The organism is Stenotrophomonas sp. ATs4 (genome assembly GCF_051861585.1).
Classification (GTDB): domain Bacteria; phylum Pseudomonadota; class Gammaproteobacteria; order Xanthomonadales; family Xanthomonadaceae; genus Stenotrophomonas; species Stenotrophomonas maltophilia_AS.
Genome location: NZ_JBLYPK010000003.1, coordinates 92,291 through 109,089 on the forward strand (window position 1 = coordinate 92,291; position 16,799 = coordinate 109,089).

15 protein-coding genes are annotated in these 16,799 nt (G+C 63.8%); all 15 read right to left on the reverse strand.

Annotated features, from left to right (window positions below):
• Positions 1-243: 243 nt before the first annotated feature.
• Positions 244-1,242, reverse strand: a complete 999-nt coding sequence (locus tag ABR323_RS06435) for a hypothetical protein (protein WP_439448702.1) — start codon at positions 1,240-1,242, stop codon at positions 244-246.
• On the reverse strand, positions 1,239-4,844 hold the full coding sequence (locus ABR323_RS06440; protein WP_439448703.1) for a hypothetical protein: 3,606 nt from the start codon (positions 4,842-4,844) through the stop codon (positions 1,239-1,241). The genes ABR323_RS06435 and ABR323_RS06440 overlap by 4 nt, the downstream gene beginning before the upstream one ends.
• A 3-nt stretch (positions 4,845-4,847) precedes the next feature.
• Positions 4,848-5,264 (reverse strand): hypothetical protein, encoded by a 417-nt coding sequence (locus ABR323_RS06445; protein WP_439448704.1) that lies wholly within the window; start codon positions 5,262-5,264, stop codon positions 4,848-4,850.
• Positions 5,264-9,013, reverse strand: coding sequence for a Laminin subunit alpha-2 (locus tag ABR323_RS06450; RefSeq protein WP_439448705.1), 3,750 nt, complete (start codon positions 9,011-9,013; stop codon positions 5,264-5,266). Before ABR323_RS06450 ends, ABR323_RS06445 begins: the two co-directional genes overlap by 1 nt.
• The gene (locus ABR323_RS06455; protein ID WP_107380163.1) at positions 9,006-9,656 is read right to left on the reverse strand and encodes a hypothetical protein; all 651 of its coding nucleotides are present in this window, start codon (positions 9,654-9,656) and stop codon (positions 9,006-9,008) included. Before ABR323_RS06455 ends, ABR323_RS06450 begins: the two co-directional genes overlap by 8 nt.
• Positions 9,657-9,727: 71 nt before the next feature.
• Complete coding sequence (locus tag ABR323_RS06460) at positions 9,728-10,528, reverse strand: hypothetical protein (RefSeq protein ID WP_125894708.1); 801 nt, start codon at positions 10,526-10,528, stop codon at positions 9,728-9,730.
• A 13-nt stretch (positions 10,529-10,541) separates the two neighbouring features.
• Positions 10,542-11,024, reverse strand: coding sequence for a hypothetical protein (locus ABR323_RS06465; RefSeq protein ID WP_049423654.1), 483 nt, complete (start codon positions 11,022-11,024; stop codon positions 10,542-10,544).
• The gene (locus ABR323_RS06470) at positions 11,017-11,352 is read right to left on the reverse strand and encodes a hypothetical protein (RefSeq protein ID WP_125894706.1); all 336 of its coding nucleotides are present in this window, start codon (positions 11,350-11,352) and stop codon (positions 11,017-11,019) included. The genes ABR323_RS06465 and ABR323_RS06470 overlap by 8 nt, the downstream gene beginning before the upstream one ends.
• Complete coding sequence (locus ABR323_RS06475; RefSeq protein WP_197574845.1) at positions 11,349-11,840, reverse strand: endopeptidase; 492 nt, start codon at positions 11,838-11,840, stop codon at positions 11,349-11,351. The genes ABR323_RS06470 and ABR323_RS06475 overlap by 4 nt, the downstream gene beginning before the upstream one ends.
• Complete coding sequence (locus tag ABR323_RS06480; protein ID WP_125894702.1) at positions 11,837-12,178, reverse strand: hypothetical protein; 342 nt, start codon at positions 12,176-12,178, stop codon at positions 11,837-11,839. The genes ABR323_RS06475 and ABR323_RS06480 overlap by 4 nt, the downstream gene beginning before the upstream one ends.
• Positions 12,178-12,609, reverse strand: a complete 432-nt coding sequence (locus ABR323_RS06485; protein WP_125894700.1) for a structural protein P5 — start codon at positions 12,607-12,609, stop codon at positions 12,178-12,180. Before ABR323_RS06485 ends, ABR323_RS06480 begins: the two co-directional genes overlap by 1 nt.
• A gap of 79 nt (positions 12,610-12,688) precedes the next feature.
• Positions 12,689-13,054: a DUF2190 family protein gene (locus tag ABR323_RS06490; RefSeq protein ID WP_049442274.1), complete on the reverse strand. Its 366-nt coding sequence runs from the start codon at positions 13,052-13,054 to the stop codon at positions 12,689-12,691.
• Between the two features lie 22 nt (positions 13,055-13,076).
• Positions 13,077-15,005: a prohead protease/major capsid protein fusion protein gene (locus tag ABR323_RS06495; RefSeq protein ID WP_197578045.1), complete on the reverse strand. Its 1,929-nt coding sequence runs from the start codon at positions 15,003-15,005 to the stop codon at positions 13,077-13,079.
• 50 nt (positions 15,006-15,055) lie between these two features.
• A complete protein-coding gene (locus ABR323_RS06500) occupies positions 15,056-16,546 on the reverse strand; it encodes a phage portal protein (RefSeq protein ID WP_004152728.1) in 1,491 nt (496 codons plus the stop codon).
• Position 16,547: 1 nt separating this feature from the next.
• Positions 16,548-16,763 (reverse strand): phage head-tail joining protein, encoded by a 216-nt coding sequence (locus ABR323_RS06505; protein WP_015994693.1) that lies wholly within the window; start codon positions 16,761-16,763, stop codon positions 16,548-16,550.
• Positions 16,764-16,799 lie beyond the last annotated feature (36 nt).

A 16,799-nucleotide genomic window follows, 5' to 3' on the forward strand; every position in this document is an offset into this window, starting at 1 on the left:
CGCAGAGACCGCTACCACGCTCAAAGACCAGGATGCGGCCCTGGGCGGGCTCATTCAGAATGCGAAGCCTACCGTCTGGCTCAGCGGGATCGTTCGTCTTCGGCGCCTCACCGGCGAGATAGCCGGGCCCCGCCCACGCTTGGCCGGACGAGCTGCGAACACCGATCCGCACTGCCGCACGCGGAACGTTCCAGGTGACCCTAGCGTAATTTGCACCGTATCGGGTTGACGGGATTCCCACGGTCATCCCCACGCGTTCGTGATGTCGATGAGAATCTGGCCCGTGTAAGTTTCATTGAAGCCGGGCGTGAAACTGTCAGCGGTGACGCACTTCGCCAGCAGCTGAGTACCGACAGGCAGCCCATCCACGTCGGATACAAGGGTCAGCTCTGGGAAAGGCCGTCGGTGGATAGGTGCGTAGATGCCAGGCAAGAAGCCACGCGGCTGCATTACTGATTCCAAGACATCAACGGTCGAATAGAGCAGGCCGCCGTTTCCAATGTACGGATAGGTTGGGTAGTTGGACTGGTTCCCCAACGTGGTGTTTACAGTAGCGGCTGCAGCAGAGACAAAGGATCGCATCGAACCTGGAATCCCAGACATTGAGCGTCCAATAAAGGCCGCCGTATGAGAATCCGCATTTCCGAAATCAGACCACGGCCGAGCCTTAAATCCATACCCGACGTTACTGCTTCCCTCGCTGTCGCCGCCCTTGTAGGAAACAACAAAATGATGTCGATCACCGGGCTTCATCGATGTGATGTCACCAGCGTAGTGACCATGCGTTCCTGCGTACCCTTGGGTTCCGTAGTTTCCGCCTGTGTCAACGAATAGGTAGAAGAACCGCTCCGTACCGATAGCTATCCAATGACGCAATGCGCCGCTCGCTACGTTGGACTTCTCCCACATTGATCCAATCGCTTTGAGCGATGGCGAGGGTGTCGCGTCTTCCCCCGTGTTCAAGTCGCTCATGGACGAGTAGCCACGCAGCAACGCCGATCTTGCAGCTGTGTCATCGACCCTCAGAAAGTAACCGGTGCCGGACACTTGCGAGTTCTGGTAGGCACGAATGTTCACGCCGCCGAACCCCTTCGTCCACCCCAGACCATCCTTTCTTCCCGCGCCGACGCCATAGCCATCGACCAAGACGGCATCGAGGAGCGCGATCAGTGCGCCCGGCACACCCGAAAGCAGCGGCGCACCTGAATCGGTGCTTCGATAAATAGTTGGAACGAGACTCATGCTTGAACTCCTGCGACGTTGCCAATGACCTGGAAGCGAGTCGAATCCACGACGCTTTCAGGCGTACCTGGGAGCGTGGTCCGTACCAACCAGATCGGCGCCAAGCCTCCGACTGTGTTGAAGCGAACCACATTGTTGGTAGACCACCCGGAGCCCCAGCCTGCTCGCGGGATCGTGAAGTAGGGACGCCCCGTGCGCGGATTGGTAGGTGCGCAATCGGCGGTGACCGACCCTGCCGTGATGGTGCCGACCGTCTCGCCCATCACCTCGAACGTCGTGGAGCTGTTGAAGCGAATCGCCCATCGCTCGGTAATCGCATCCGCATTGGCTACCACCAGCGGATAGTCGGTGTCGTTGAACGTGCCAGGTGCGGCGCTGCCGATCAGCAGGTCGCTCCACACGCCAGTCCAGGCTGCCTGGTCGAACAGGTTCACTGTGCGTGCCTGCAGGTCGAGCGACCCGTTGGCCTCACCAAGGCGCAGGGCCGCGCTGATCATGGCCTCCCCAGCGGGGAAATCATGAGTAAGCCCACTGTTGATCTCGATCTCCCCCGTGATCTGAGGCTGGACTACCAGCCGGCGATCCTCGACACGCTCATTGATCACGATGGGCAGGGTATACGCGGACAAATTTAGAGGGTCGCTGAAGGTCAGCCGCCCCAAGGCGAGGTCCACGACATACCAGGCGCTGTCGACGGGAGCCCCTTTGGAATCCCTAACCTCCACACCGGCGATTCGCGTGCGGCCGAAGGCCACAACCTGACCCGCCTGCGGCGATGTGATGCTGTGCTTGGCCGTGTGATGGATCAACACCGTTTGACCCGGCTTGAATGCCGGCACACGTCCGTCGCTCGGCAGGCGGACCGATGACAAGCCGATAACCACTTCGGAGAGCGGAATGGACCTGTAGACCACCGCCCCCATGTAGATAGAGCCGGCAAGCACGAGCGCCGGGCGCCAGACCTGGTCGCCTTCCACTTGACCGGGATCAAACCACGGTTGGCCTTCATTACCAGCGACCGGTACCAACTGACCGAACTTCACCTTCGCCACACCGCTTTCCCAATCCACGTGGCCGCGGATCTCGGCGCTGGCGATATCACCGTTGATATCGGCTGTCGCCGTCAGCAGCTCGCCGTCCAGGCGGTTGGCCCGTAGCGTGAACATTCCCGGCCGAAGCGGTGAGCCTGGCGCGCGGAAGAACGAGAAGGCCACGCCCGGGTCAGCGATCCGGGTCAGCAGCGAAAGCACCTGTACGGTGTTGCCGCCACCTGGTTGCCACTGGGCCAGGTTGACGATGCCCGATGTGTAATCCACCGTGCCGGCGTACACACCGGCGCCAGTCTGCGGGTCGACGCTGTGGTACAGCCCACCGCTCCGGTCGATGTAGGTCCTACCACGGAAGCCAAAGCGAACGCTGCCGGGCACAACGCTATCACTGATGGTCGGTGTCAGCTGCAGCTGCATGGCTGGCAGCGGCAATGATTCCTGCGCCTGCTGCGAACTGTCCCCTGCAAGCAGCCACGCCGCAGACATGATCGTGCCTGCCGAGAACTGTGAAAGCACGTCCAGTCGGCCGTACCCTACAACCCTGAGCCGCCCGGACCTGTTCTCGTATTGTGGGTAGGAAACCTGGCGCACCATGAACTTTCCCGCCTGAACGGACACCGCCCCGGTGCTGTAGTTCACGGAACCGAGTACCGTCGTGGACGCAGTGTCGCCTACCGATACGGCCACGATGTTGCCGTTCCCATCGTCCTTGGCGATAACGCGCATCGGCTGAGGTGCAGAGGTCAGGTCATCCCGGTCACGGCTAACGCTGACCAACCAATCGAGCAGAACGGAGCCGGCGCGCACAGGGCCCTGCGGCAGGGTGAAGGAGACGACGCCAGACGCGTCCGGGACCGGTTGGGGCGCAGCATGCAGTGGCTGCCCCCAGTCGTAGGTGATTGCGAGGAGGCTGTCGGCATCCGGCAGTGTTCCAGGCCGGAGCGATACCTCGCCCGTCGAGTAAGCAATCGAGCCGCGCACCTGACCACCAATCAACATGCCGCCCGATCCATTGTCGGTGATAGCAACGTCCGCACCGCCGATCCGCAGGGTCATGCTGACCGTGCCCGGAACAGCCGAGCCCTCGCCGAGAACGAAGTGCAATGACGGCGGCTGGATGGCCGCATCCCCTACACGGGATTCAGCGATCACAGGCGTCCCCCACGCGGCAATGATGCTGCTTTTCAGGTCGGGCAACGCACCTGCAGTGAGCACGATGGAGCCAGTCGAATAGTTGACCGTGCCACTGCCCTGCCCCGGCTTCCCAACAAGTTGCCCCCGACCGTTATCGGTCAACCGAATCCAGCGACCGAGGGCCCGGTAGTCGACGATCACCGTTCCAGGTGCAGGCAAGGGCGTCGCTTGGATCAACCACACCATGCCCTGGTTGTTCTGCGTCACCGCGATCTCATCGGTAAAGCCCTGCATGGGGATCGCGCCGGCCGGGGTTGCCGTGACACTGATAGAGGTGGCGCTCGCACCAGAAGCATGGGTGACGGAGATCACGCCCGCCTGATAGTCGACCGTTCCACCCCAAGGCGTGACCGCCACCGAGGTCAACGATCCGGAACCATCGTCGGCCAGCTCCACGCTCCCGGCGACCACCTTCACGCTGCCGACGGCCATTCCTGTGCCGAGGTAGCGGGTGACCGGTACGCCTGCCTGGAAGCTGGACGCGAAGTTGAGCGCCAGGCTTCCCGCCGCGCCGGAAGGTACGAAACTCATCATGCCCAGACCGGCAAGCACGTCGCTCACTGGGGTTTCAGCGGTAGAAGTGGGTACGATTGGAACGTACGGCGTATCCACCAGCACGGAGAGATCGCCAGGCTTGCCGGCAGCTGTAAGGCGCTTCACGCTGTGATAGCTGTTGGCATCCACCACGTTCGTGTCGTAGACACGGGTGGCCGGCTTGCTCGCGGTGTAGCGGACGACTTCCTGACCGTAGAAATTCCGCAGCAGGGCATTGACCAGCTCAATGACAAGAACATCCCGCTCGAAAGCACCCTGATCGTCCGTGAAGGTTCGGGTCGTGCGCGAAAGCACCGACTTCACCCGCACGTACTGCTCTCCCTCATCGTGCCCCGAGCTGGCGGGCGTCAACAGCGACAGGTTGTCATTGATGTCAGGGCTCGGCGCATCTGCGGTCGTGTACACCAGCAGCGTCATCTGGCCAATGAAGTGGTTCCCCATCAGAATGAATCGAGACTCGGTTCCACGGGTGATGTAGCTCTCGACCCTGTTCTTAGCGTCCAGGCGCACATCACTGTAGGACCCCGTTGCGAACATGCTCACGGTCACCTTCGGGTCAGAGGGCGGCTCAATGAGGACGCCGATAGCATCCTTCAGCACATCAACGTTCGAAGTGTCCACGTGCACGAACATCTTGCGCAGCGTGGCACGACCGGTCGTCCGCTCCTCATCGCCGATGTCAGGGAAAAGATTGTTCATGGCGCCGTCCTGAACTTCAGCCTGGATCATCCGGCCACCACCATCCGGATTGTCTGTGAGGCGCTGCGACTGGCGGAGCTTGATGTCGGTTGCGGAAATGGGCATTAGTTACACCGTCATGAGGCGAAGAGTGATTGAGAAAAGATCCGAATCCAGCGCGGGAACAGCGAATCGAGTGGGCTCGACCTCGATAGCTGGCGCATCGACACGACGCCACCGAACCTGGAACGTGCGATCGCCGCCGTTATGGGCAGGCATGACCAACTCCAGAGGCGACAGGCGCGCCTCGCTCTCACTGGCCTGAAGTGCGCGGACGATGGGCAAGGCAACCACACCAACGTACGCAGTGCCGTCGCGGGTTGTCTGCAGCGTGATGGGGCGACCGGCCTGACGCGCGGACTCCTGCACGATCATTGCCCCATTGAGGCTGTTTCGAACCTGCTGCCCCACCCTCCATGCTGTGAACTCATCGGTCCACTGGAGATCGGCCGGCAGCTCAATCCCGGCGAGCAGAATGCGGGTCATCAGCGACGCCCCCTGACCGAAACCGAGCGGCTTTTCTGGACAGCAGTCAGCACCATCGGCGTCACCAGGTTCGCGATTCTCTGGGCCTGCTGGAGCTCTTGGGCGGTCGCCCCGGCCACCACTTCTTTGCTGGGCACTTTCCAGTCGATGATCAGCACTTGTTCCTTGTCGGCGCCTGCCTGTATCCGCCCCGCATCGAGCTTCGCCTGAGCATCTGCCTCGGCCTGAGCGGCCCTGCGCCGCTCCTTCATCGCATCGGCGGCCGCACGATCCTGCTCGGCGCGCTTTCTTTGCACCTGGGCTTCCAGCGCCGCGACCTCGGCAACCTCCTGCTTGCCAAGGAAGTCGTACTGATACTCCAATCGGCTCTTGGCGGAGGAGGCAAACTCGTCCTCGGTCTCCGCCAATCCCTGAAGCTCTTTCTTGTACTCCGCCAGCTGCTTGCGCTGGGCGGTGACCCTATTCAGGGCATTCGCGAACTGTTGAAGCGGATTCGGACCACTTAGGTTGCGCATCGCCTTGAGCGCTGCATCGGAGACCTCGCCAATGCTGAACGCCATTCCTTGCGCAGCGGCCCCGGCCTGCCCCATCTGCTTGCCCATTCGTTCGGAACTACTCCCTACCCGGTCAACCTGGTCCGCCGCACCTCCCGCGCTCTCGCGCACTTCCTCCAGCCGCTCGCGGCTGCGGCTGGCACCGTCTTGCAGCTGCCGCATTGCCACGTCGCTCACGTCGCCCAGCCGCTGCATGCTGCGCTCGGTGTCGTAGATCGATTCCTGTACTGCGAGCTGGCTATCGACGTTGTCCCGGCGCCACTGGTCACTGTCTGCGGCTGCAGCACGGGTTGCATCGGCATATGCCCGGAAGGCACGACGAACGTCTTCCACAGAGGCCTTGCCGCGCGCCGCGCCGTCACGGATCGCTTCGAAGGCGCTTTTGGCAGCGTCGCGCGTCGCATTGAGCGAGGCCTGGGACTGGATGCCAAGCCTGGCAAACTCGTCAGCCAGCGGGTCAATGGCGACCTGAATCTCGCGGATGCGAGCGTTCAGCGCTGCAGCCGACCGCGCGGCCGCATCGAAGCCGACCTTGCCCTGCCGCCCTGCCGATTCCAGCAGCGCGCCCAGCGTGCGTGCTTCGTCCAGCGTCGCGACCTTGCCAAGCGCTGCCTTGAAGGCCGTCTCGATCTGGACACCGGTCGCGACCGCGCTTTCAGCCACCGCACCGAAAGCGGCGATCGCATCCTTACCACCAGCGCTGAAGCTGACGCCCATGCGCGATGCGGAAACACCAAGCCGCTCCATTGCTGCAACAAGCGTCGTCTGCAGCACGGCGGCGGCATTGGTGGCGCCTTGCGGCATAGCCTCAAACGCCGACTGGGCCGAAGCCTGGAAGCGGAGCAGCTCCTCCCCGGATAGCTTCTTCAGCGTCTCCAGCAACCCATCGCGCACATTGCGCTCTGCGGCCGCGCCTTGGGAGGCGATGTAGCCCAATGCCGCTCCGACCGCCTCCAGGCTCGCCGTGTCTGCAAAGTTGAGCCCTTCGAACACCTTGCCAATCGATTCCTTCGCGAGCTTCGCGTTTCCATCGATCCCCGCCAATTGCTGCACCACAAGCTGGGCAGCCGGGCCGATTCCGTTCGTGAGCGCGTCCGCAGCCGTCTGGACGCCACCCCGGAGCGCCGCAAAGCCCGTCGACACCTCCAGCAGCTTCTGTGTGACCTGGCCCAGCTGCTGCATCTGCTCAGCCGTCGCGACGCCGGCCTTCTGCTGCATCAGTAGGAAGCCTTCCTGCGCCGTGAGGTACTCCTCCAGACCGGACAGGCGCTTCTCGTAAGCCTGCCGCTCCGCCTCGCCCAGCTTGGCGACTTCCTCGGCTGACTTGATAACCACGTCACGGTATGCGACGAAGGACACTGCCTGTTCACGCAGTTGCAGCGCCGAATCGCGGACCTGGCTGATGTAAGCGCGCTGCGCTTCACCGGCACGCTTCAGCGCCGGGTCGTGCTGCTTCCAAATGTCCTGCGCAACGGTCTTGAGGACATCCAGACCGCCCATCGCCGCTTCGAGCCCCAGGACGGCGACAGTAATGGGGACTGCCTTCGGCAAACCGCGCAGTAACGCACCGAACCGACCGATTCCCCGGCTGCCGCTTGCGACCGCTGCATTGTTGGCAATCTGCGCGTTCGTGGTTGCGATCAGCGCCGCGCGCCATGCGTTCAGCTGGAGCAGGGCCCCCACGATCTTGAACTGCGCATACGCAGCAGCCATCAGGCCGATCACGCGAGCATGGTCCACAACCCACTGCGTCGTGCCCTTCACCGCCTCTGCCATGGTGATGATGGCTTGGGCGGTCTGTTTGGCCCAGCGCGACAGGCTTCCATCGGCGGCCAGTCGGTCCAGGGTCGTCAGCAGGCTGTTGAGCTGTTCCTTGAAGTAGGTCAGCACGCCCTGGTCTGCGACCTCCTGCTTCCAATCCTTGTAGCGATCGGTGGCCGCCTTCCACAGGCCGGCGATGGTGCCCACCTTCGCCGCTGCAGCCGCGCCACCATACGACTCGGCCAGCAGGTCGAGAATGATCGCCTGAGCCTTAGCCACCTGACCGGTCGCTTCCAGACTCTTGATCAGCGACTTCTGGCTGTCATCCAGCGTGAAGCCTTGCTTGCTCAGGCTCTCCATTGCCTTCGACGGCGTCTGCAGAGCCTTGCCTACGACCTCGGCAGACTGCTCCAGCGACATGCCCAGCCGCTGGGCCTGGTCGATGGTGATCTGCATCGCTGCCGGGAACTGCTCGCCCACGATGTTGGTATAGGAGAGCAGACGCACCTGGGCGGCGCTGATCTGCCCATCGTCAAACAGCCCACTCTGCAACTGCTGGCGCATGGCGGCCAGGCTCTGCGCGGTGAACTCACTGGTGCGCCCCGTGGCGTGCAAGGCTGCTTCCAGCTGAGCCAATTCCTGCTCAGCGTCGCTGCCCTCCTTCACGATGGCCTTGATGCCATCAACCACTCGGTTCAGGCCGACGAACGCGATCGCACCAGCGGCGACCGCCTTGAGCTTGCCGAACAAGCTAACCGTGCTCTCCGTGGCGTTTGCCAGGTCGCCGCTGCTGGCGGCGGCATCAGCGGCGCGCTCCCTGTACTCAGCCAACGACTTCGCGGCCGCCTTGCTGGTAGTAGCCTGCTTGCGGAAGGCAGCCTCGCCCTCCTCGATCTGCTGCTTGCGCCGACGCCCCGCCTCGGCCTCTGCCGCAGCGGCCCGGGCCTGCTCAGTGAGCGCTGCCGCGCTGCGGGTCGCCTCGATACGCAGGCGCTGCTGGTGATCGGCCAGGTTCGCGGTGTTGACGCCGAGCGAAGAAAGCTCCTCGTCGGCTTTGCCTACGGCGTCCCATTGCTCGTTGAGCGCCTTTTTCAGGCGCTCGCCTTCCTTACGAAGATCGCGCTGGGCTGCCAGTACCTCGCGGGAGGGCTTCTCCATCTCCCCGATGCCGAGGCTGAGCGCCAGCGCGGCCTTCTGATTGTCATCAAACTGCTTTTCCAGCTCCGCGAGATCGGCCAACATGCCGTCGAAGGCATCCGCTTTCGCCGCCGCCTCGTTCAGCCCAGTGAGCGAGTCGAGCAGCTTTGTCGCCTTGCCAGCGGTCTCGACCGAGACATCCCCCAGATCGCCAAACGCCGCGCGCAGTTCATCCACGCCCTCGCGGCCCTGCGTTTCGATGACGACCCGAATTGCTTCTTCCAGCCGATCAGCCATTGGAGCTTCCGTTGACGCGCCACTGGCGGCGCAGTTCAGTCAGGTAGGTGGTGTGGAACCGTTCGATCAGCCGGCGACGTGCCTCCAGGGCACGGCTGTTGCCATCAGCACCCGACAGCATTTCGAACGGGCTGGGCCCACGGAGGATGCGAACGGGACCACGGCCGTGGCGCTTCTGCTGCGCCCGATCCCAGCTACGCACCCGGATGGCCCTGCGGCCCTTGATCGTCGCAATGAAGGCGCCGTCGTAGGTCTTCGACTCGCCCACGCCAATGCCCGCCGTAGCACCTCGGGATTTGCGACCGGCCCAGCGACCACCGAACTCGATCAGCGAGATCTGCCGCGTGCTGGCCCAGATCGAAAGGAAGTCGTCCCTGCCACGCTTGCCGGTGCTGTAGCCACGCTCGCCCGTTTCCACGCGATACTTCCCGCGCAGCGCAGAGGCGCGGATGTTGTAAGAGGCACGGACCTCCTGCGCAGTAGCCGGCCCAGCCCGGCGCTGCAGACCAACGAACGCCCGCTGCACCGACAGGTCGTACCGATTCAGCACCTCGCCGGCCAGGTCGGTCAGGCCATGGAAGCCTTTTGCCCGCCGACCGCTGACGTAGTACTTGAGCAGGTTGTTGTTGCGATTGGATGCCACAGTGCCCTTCCTGTTTCAAACCGGGAGGGCGCCTTCCAGGCGCCCTCCCCTAGCCGGAGTCACCGGTACGCTCAGGCCGCCGACTGCGCGGCGATCTTGAAGGTGTAGAGATCGGTTTCGCCGGCCTGGAAGATGACCGGGCCAGTCAAGGTCACCTGAATCGGCTCATCGCTGAACCAGTCAACGTCGCCATCGACGGTCAGGTCGACATTGGGGATCGTCAGCAGGCCTTCGTCGCCACTGATTCGGTCCTGCATATCGCCCAAGACCTGGAACGACTTGCTCGGCGTGGTGCCGCCGCTGATCGCGGTTTCCAGATAGGCATCGAAGTTGTAATCGGCAGCCACAACATCGCCGGCCTGCAGCGCGCCACCCTTCTTGGGGATCAGCAAACCATGGCGGGGCTCGAGGTCATAGTCGGTGCCCTTCACCAGGTCCACTTCGCCCTTCTTGAACACCGGGGCTGGAGTTGCTTCGATGAAGTTATGCGGCAGCTTGACGGGGGTATCCACGCTGCCAACAGTGACCGACACAGCGTTTGCCGATCCGGCTGCCACGGTGGTGTTGACCAGGGTGCCATACAGCATGCGAGCCAAGAAGGCCGGCGGCACTTCCAGCGCGGTAATCGAGACGTTGGTGACGCCCGGATTCGAGTCCTTGTGGATGATCTGCTGATAGCGAGCATCACGTCGCTTGCTCTTGATCTCCACCGAATCGCCGGCTTCGTAGCTGAAGGTCAGCGAGGACTGCTCCAGGGGCTGGTTGCCGAACTTGTCGGCGGGCTCGGGGATGACGGGGACGCGAACGCCCTCGGAGCCGTGCTCCCAGAAGCGCAGGTCACCTGCGAATTTGCGGACTTTGGGCTGTGCCATGGTTCTGGTTCCTTTACGGGTTGGACACGGGCTCAAAGGTCTCGGTCAGACCAGCCCGCGCGGTGATCTGAGCGACTACGGCGGTATGCCCGGCATCGTCCTCCAGGGTCGCCAGCTGGGTTTCCAGCAGCTCGAAACTGGTCACCCCCAGCGGCAGCGACTTCTCTTTGAACGTCAGGGCGCGGATCAGGTCGTGGCGCGCACGATGAACGAGCAGCCTGGGATTCGCCTCATCGCTGCCACGCGGAACTTCGAACTCGATGGTGATGGCCGCGTCGGAACTGGACTGGGCCACACCACCACCACTGCGCGAAAGCTGGCGGACAGAGATGATCGTCGCTGGCTCGGTGCTGTCCTCGCTGATCTCGGTTTCATCGATGATTACGGCGCCGGCGCCGATGTCGGTGCGGAAGCCACTGCTGCGCGAGATCAGGCGGACGCGAGCAGCCAGGAACTCCACCAGCTGCCACGACAGCGGCTCTGCCAGGTCAGCCACGGGTCACCAGCCAGCGGCTCTGTGAGCCGTCATCACTGATCTTCTTACTGTTGACGAAGACCTCAGTACCGAACGCGCTCGAAACCAATTCGAAGCGATCGCCCTGGTCAGGCGCTACGTCCGAACGCAGGTACGCGATCTCCACACGGCCTGACCTGAACTGGCGCAGTTCACCGATGGTCTCAACGTCGCGCTCCACATAGGCACGCACGCCTTCGGTGATCGGACCATCCTTGGCCGTGTACCGACCTTGCGACGCCATGCCCGCCAGCGCAAAGGCGGCGTGCAAGGTGCCATCCAGATCGCGGAGGAAGTCGACCTCGCTCACCGCGCACCTCCCGAACACAGCATCGCGTAAGCCTGCAGTGCCCTCACCTGGGCGTCGCACTGGGCGGCGGCGCCAATAGCTCGGCCCGCACTTTCAATTCGGTCGTCGGCTCGACCATCAGGCTGGCTGCCGGCAGCGGCGGCCGCGGACAGCGCGGCGGTGGCGACGGACGCTTGCCAACGCTGGTGCAGGCGCTGGTTGCCAGCGCGAAGATCAGCGATGAGGCGATCAGATGCCTTCTGTGCATCGTTCTTTTCCTTTTCGTACTTGGACGCCAGGTTGTTCGCGGCGGCGGCGCTGCCACGCTCTGCCTTCAGGGTTTCGGCTGCGGCATCGGCCTCAGCGCGAGCGGCATCACGCTCGATTTCCATAGCGTCACGGCTGGACTCGGCCTGGTCGGCCGCACGGTGCGCGATGGATACCGAGCCGCGCTGCCAGACGATGACGCCCAGCAGCAGGAGGATGGCGACGACCAGAGCGCGGATCATGGGGACACCACCGGGTCTTCGGGCGGGATAACCGCACCAAGGCCCCGCAGCGTCGATTCGAGCTGGCGCACACGCGTGCGCAGGGCGCTGGCCTCCTCCTGCGCTCTGAGCCGCAGCAGCATTTCAGCCTGCAGCCGCTCATCCTGGGCGGTGACCCTCTGATCGAGGAAGGAGACACGGTCGGACAGGCCCTTGATGAGATCCACGTTGGCGTCGGTCTCGGTACGCTCCTTCCTACGAGAGAGGAACGCCGTCCACGTCTCGCGGAGCAGCCACAGCGCTACCACGCTGCCTGCAGCCCACCAGGGAGCCGTAGCGGTGACGCCGCCGCCGACCATCAGCGCAGCGCCTCTGCAACACCGGCGTCGATCACGTCCGGGCGCCAGTACATTCCGCCGTTTTCATGCTTGGCGATAGCGGTAGCCAGACGGCTCAGAGTGACCGCGTTGTCCAGGCGGATGACTTCCGAAGGCGCAACGCCCACCGCAGTGGCAACCTGCCGGACGTATGCACCAGTATCGTTCTCCACCGGGGGTGCCCAACGCCCGATGATCTCCTTCACCGTGCGCAGGCCGTGCTTGCGCTGGTATGTGAGCAGGGTCTTCGCCAGAGCGCGGAACCCGGCCTGCGGTGTCAGGAACACGCAGAAGCGCTGCTCGCGCGCGATAGCGGCGACGGAGCGATCCTCACCCTGCCACGGCGTGCTGGTGCGGTCGATGTTGCCAGGATTGTTGTTGCGTACGCCGCGCGGCGTGCTGGTGGTGCCCATGCGATTCCCCGATGTCGCGGTGGAAGAACCGGCACCGCTCACGCCACCCGGGCATCTGTGAGCGGTGCCGGCCTGTCGATTACGCCTTGGTCGCGTTGCCGGGCGAAAGACGGACTTCGGCGGTCGTCTGCCCGGTGGAACCGGCAGCCCAGGCAAACGCCGCACCGGTGATGTCGCCGGCCACGGCGGTCGCGGAACTACCGTCGACTGCCTTGGCGCTTGCGCTCCACACCAGCTTTTCACCCTGCTCGAAGACCGCCGTAGGCACCTTCGGCAGCGTGAACACGCCGCCCAGGGCTACGCTGCCCGTCGCGCCGGCGGCGATGTTGACCAGGGCAACCCCCAGCTGATGACCGACGACAACCGCCTGACCCGATGCAACCTGCTGTTCGGTGGTGTTGGTCCAGGGGATCACGTCCCCATCGGATACGAAGTTCTGTGCCATGTCTCAGTGCTCCAGTTGGGGATCAGCCGCAGCGCTGCACGCCGCGATAGTCGAGGGCGGCAATGCCGAAATCGAGGCGGGCCTTCCAGCGCACACCGTCGACGGTGAAGCCTTCCTCGTAGTCCAGGAAGGGTTCGGTGATCCCATCAAGGAATGCGACCTCAATGGCCGGACAGTCGTTCGGATCGGCGAACAGGTACCACTTGTCGTCCTTGATGCGCGCTGTGTCGACGATGTCGCGGAAGAGACCCTGCACCGCGTTCGGGCGCTGCAGCTTTCCTTCAGCGTCCGGGTCGTACTCGGCCTTGTTGGTGACACGCGCGGCACTGCCGTACTTGGTCGGACCGAGCCAGAGTGCCGGCGACAGATCCAGCACATCGTTCCCGCCGACGTCCTTCTGCTGGGCCAGCTGGACGCGCATCGCGTCGACCGAGGTGACGCTCGGCACTGCTGCCGCCAGGATGTTGCCGTGGTCGGCGTGGAAGAGCGTCTTGTTGGAATCCAGCTTCGGATTGCTGGCGAGGAACGCATACGCGTCGGCCTCAATGGTCCGCTTTGCGGCACGACCGAAGGCGGTTGCCAAGCCGAGGAACGCACCCAGGTCGTCGTTGATGATCGCCTGACGCGTCAGGTTGATGGTGTTGCCCTTGGTGCCAGCGGTGATGGTTGCCTTCTCGCCGTCCGGGATCTTCTTGTTCTTGAACTCGCCAGCCTCGGTCAGCTTGTCCAGGTTGCCAATGCTGCCCACGCGGTAGCGCGAATGCTCGCGGAAATCACTGACGGTGCCGGTGACGCACCAGCGGGACCAGGTGTCCGGCGCAACGGCGTAGGCCGCCTGCAGCGCCTTGTGCATCGTGCTTTCGAGCAGCACCGGGAAGTCACTGCCGCTCTGCGTGAACGCGCGGCCGACCAGCTCCAGCTTCGCCATGCCATCGGTGCGTACGCCGCAGCGCTCCAGGCTACGACGGGCCAGGTCCATCAGGGTCAGGCCGCGCACTGGATTGTCACCGGTGAGCGCGAAGATCCGCTTGGTTGCGGGATCGATCACCTGGGCTCGGTGCAGCAGCGCATGCGTCACAGCGGAGCGCTGCAGATCCTGCTCGTCCTCGGTGACGCTGATGCGGTTGATGTTGCCGCCAGCAGCGGCATCGCGCTGCTCCAGCGTGGTCAAGATCAGGCCACGCACGTGGTCGACCGAGTGACCAGCGCGAATCCAGCCAGCTGCATGCTCGGTCTGGCCGTGGCGGGCTGCCAGCTCCACGATGTCGGCTGCGCGCGTGTCACCTTCCGGAGCCTGAGCTGCGGCCGGCGCTGCCGGAGCCGGGGTGTTGTTGATGGGTTCCTGCTGGACCGCCGATTCGGCGGCGCGGGCGGCGGGCTGAGGCATGGTGTGCTCCTGCGACGATGCGCTACGGGTGAATACACAGGGGGTCCCCTGTGCGGGTTGATTGCTGCGGGTACCTGCTGCCGGGTCTGCCGGCACAGTGACGAAGCTGATCTCGCTCGGCGTCCACTCCACCGCGCGGTAGATCGGCAAATCGCCGGGGTTGACGGCGCGCTCGATCTCATAGCGCTGCACGGTGTAACCAACCGAGATATTGCGAATGATTCCGGCACCGATATCGGCGATTACGCCGGCCAGCTCCTCGCGACCGGAGAGACGGATAAGGGCGTGGCCTTCGCCATTGGAGAGCCAGGCGCGATCAACCACTCCCATCTGTGAGCCGATACCCCAGGTGTTATGGCTGTCCAGGACCGGTGCAGCGCCAGACGACAGACGCTCCATGTTGCAGGCAGCCTCATCAACTACCAGCTCTTCCCAGTAGTACGTGTCGTTCCACCAGTCGTAGCGGCGCACTCGGGTACCGGCGGTCCACTGGAGTTCGATCGTGCGTGCCTCGCTATCGAAGCTGGTCGGCTGCAGCTCGGCCTCACGCAACTGCGGGGGCATGAGGCGTGTCGTACCGTCCTGCGTCGGAGCCTGGATTGGCTGGGGCATGGTCATTCCTCGTTGGTTGGTGAGGCGTCGACCAGGCCGGTCCGGGCGCCACTGGATTGAAGGAAAGTCATCAGACCGAGGGCGCCGGTCTCTTTCATCCGCTTGAAGTCCTTGCCCATCTCGACGTAGACCGCATCCGGGTCGTAGCCACGCCGACGCAGCGCTTCACTGGGTGAGTTGAGACCGGCACCCATCGCTGCGATTTCCGATTCGATGTCCTGCTTGGGGTTGACGTAGTCCCAGCGCGGCGTGCTCCAGTCGGCAGTGCTTCCCGTGGAACGCACCCCACCGCCAAGCGCAGCTGCTTCGTCAAACCAGCGCCAGATCGGCTTACACATCTGCGGGACGAGCACCAGCCACTGCATCTGCTCGCAATCACGACGGAACTCCATCTGCCGGATGCGGGCACTGGAAAAGTTCACCTCACGCATATCACCGGTGGCCGACTCGTAGGGGACACCGATGCCAGCAGTGATGATGTGCGCGTTAAACTTGCAGTATTCGACGTATCCCCCTGCCGGCTTTGGCTCGACAGTCTGGAAGGCGGTGGCACCAGTGATGTGGGTGACGCCACCGCTGGGCAGTGGCCCAAGGTCGGTGACCTGGTCGCGATCTGAGCCGAGCTGCGAAGGGCCGTCATCGTCCGCGTTGGACATCGAGTCGATGTCGCCACTGACGATAACGCCAAGCCGCGCTTCCAGGTTCTTCCGCGCCAGCTCGGCGTCTTCGTACAGCATCAGGTCGCGCACTCGTGCGATCACCGGGGCGAAGCGCGTAATGCCGCGTCCCTGCCCGGGGCGGACGGGGTTGTAGAGGTGGATGATGTCGGATGCCGGCACCAACGAACTGCTCAGGCGTACAGAGCCGCGCACAGCCTCACCGGGATGCGCTCCGAACAACCAGTAGCCGCGAATCCGACCGATCGCGTCGTACTCAATGCCGTTGATGATCTGACCACCGCCCGACGCAGACCCGTTCTTGTTCCCGTCCAGCCAGTCGATCTCCAGTACCTGAAGCTGCAGCGGGACCGCGAGACCGTCCGACTGACGCCTGGTACGGCGGCGAATCATGCTTTCACCGTCCTGCTCCATCGCGCGATACGCAGTAGCCATGAGGCCGTAGATGTCCGACTTTCCATCCGCGTCCGCCACGTCGGCCCAGCGGCCCCATAGGGTGTCCAGCGCAGGAGCGTTCGGCCCTTCGGCCTTGGGAGTAATGCCAGTCCCGATCGTTGCGCTGACCAGCACCTGGAGGGACCGCGCGCAGTACGGAACGTTCTGCACCAGTGCCCGAGCGCGGTTGCGCAGCTCGCGGGCGTCCGCCAGGTGATCGGTGTTCGCGCTGGCCCCCGCCCTACGAACACGCCAACCGTCAGTGCGCGAGGCGCCCTCGTAGGCACGTACCGCCTCCAGCGTCGCCCTGGCGCGGTGACGCTTCAGGGCTGCCTGCGGAGAAATGGCGCCGATGACCCTGTCCAGCAGCGAGGCCGCCATGTCAGAAGCCCCTCAGCGTCGTGAAGCGGTAACGGCGCGTGGCCGACTTCCGTCGTCCAGCCGTCGTGGCGGCAACCTCAGCCTCCATACGATCCAATGCGGTCAACATTGCTTCGACGGACTGATACGTGATCTGACGATCACCATGCCGAACGGACAACTGGCCGCTGGCGATGGCGGCCTTCAGCCTCTGCACATCGTCTTTAGTCCAGCTCATCAGTGAGGCATCCGCGAGATCATGGATGCCAGTTTC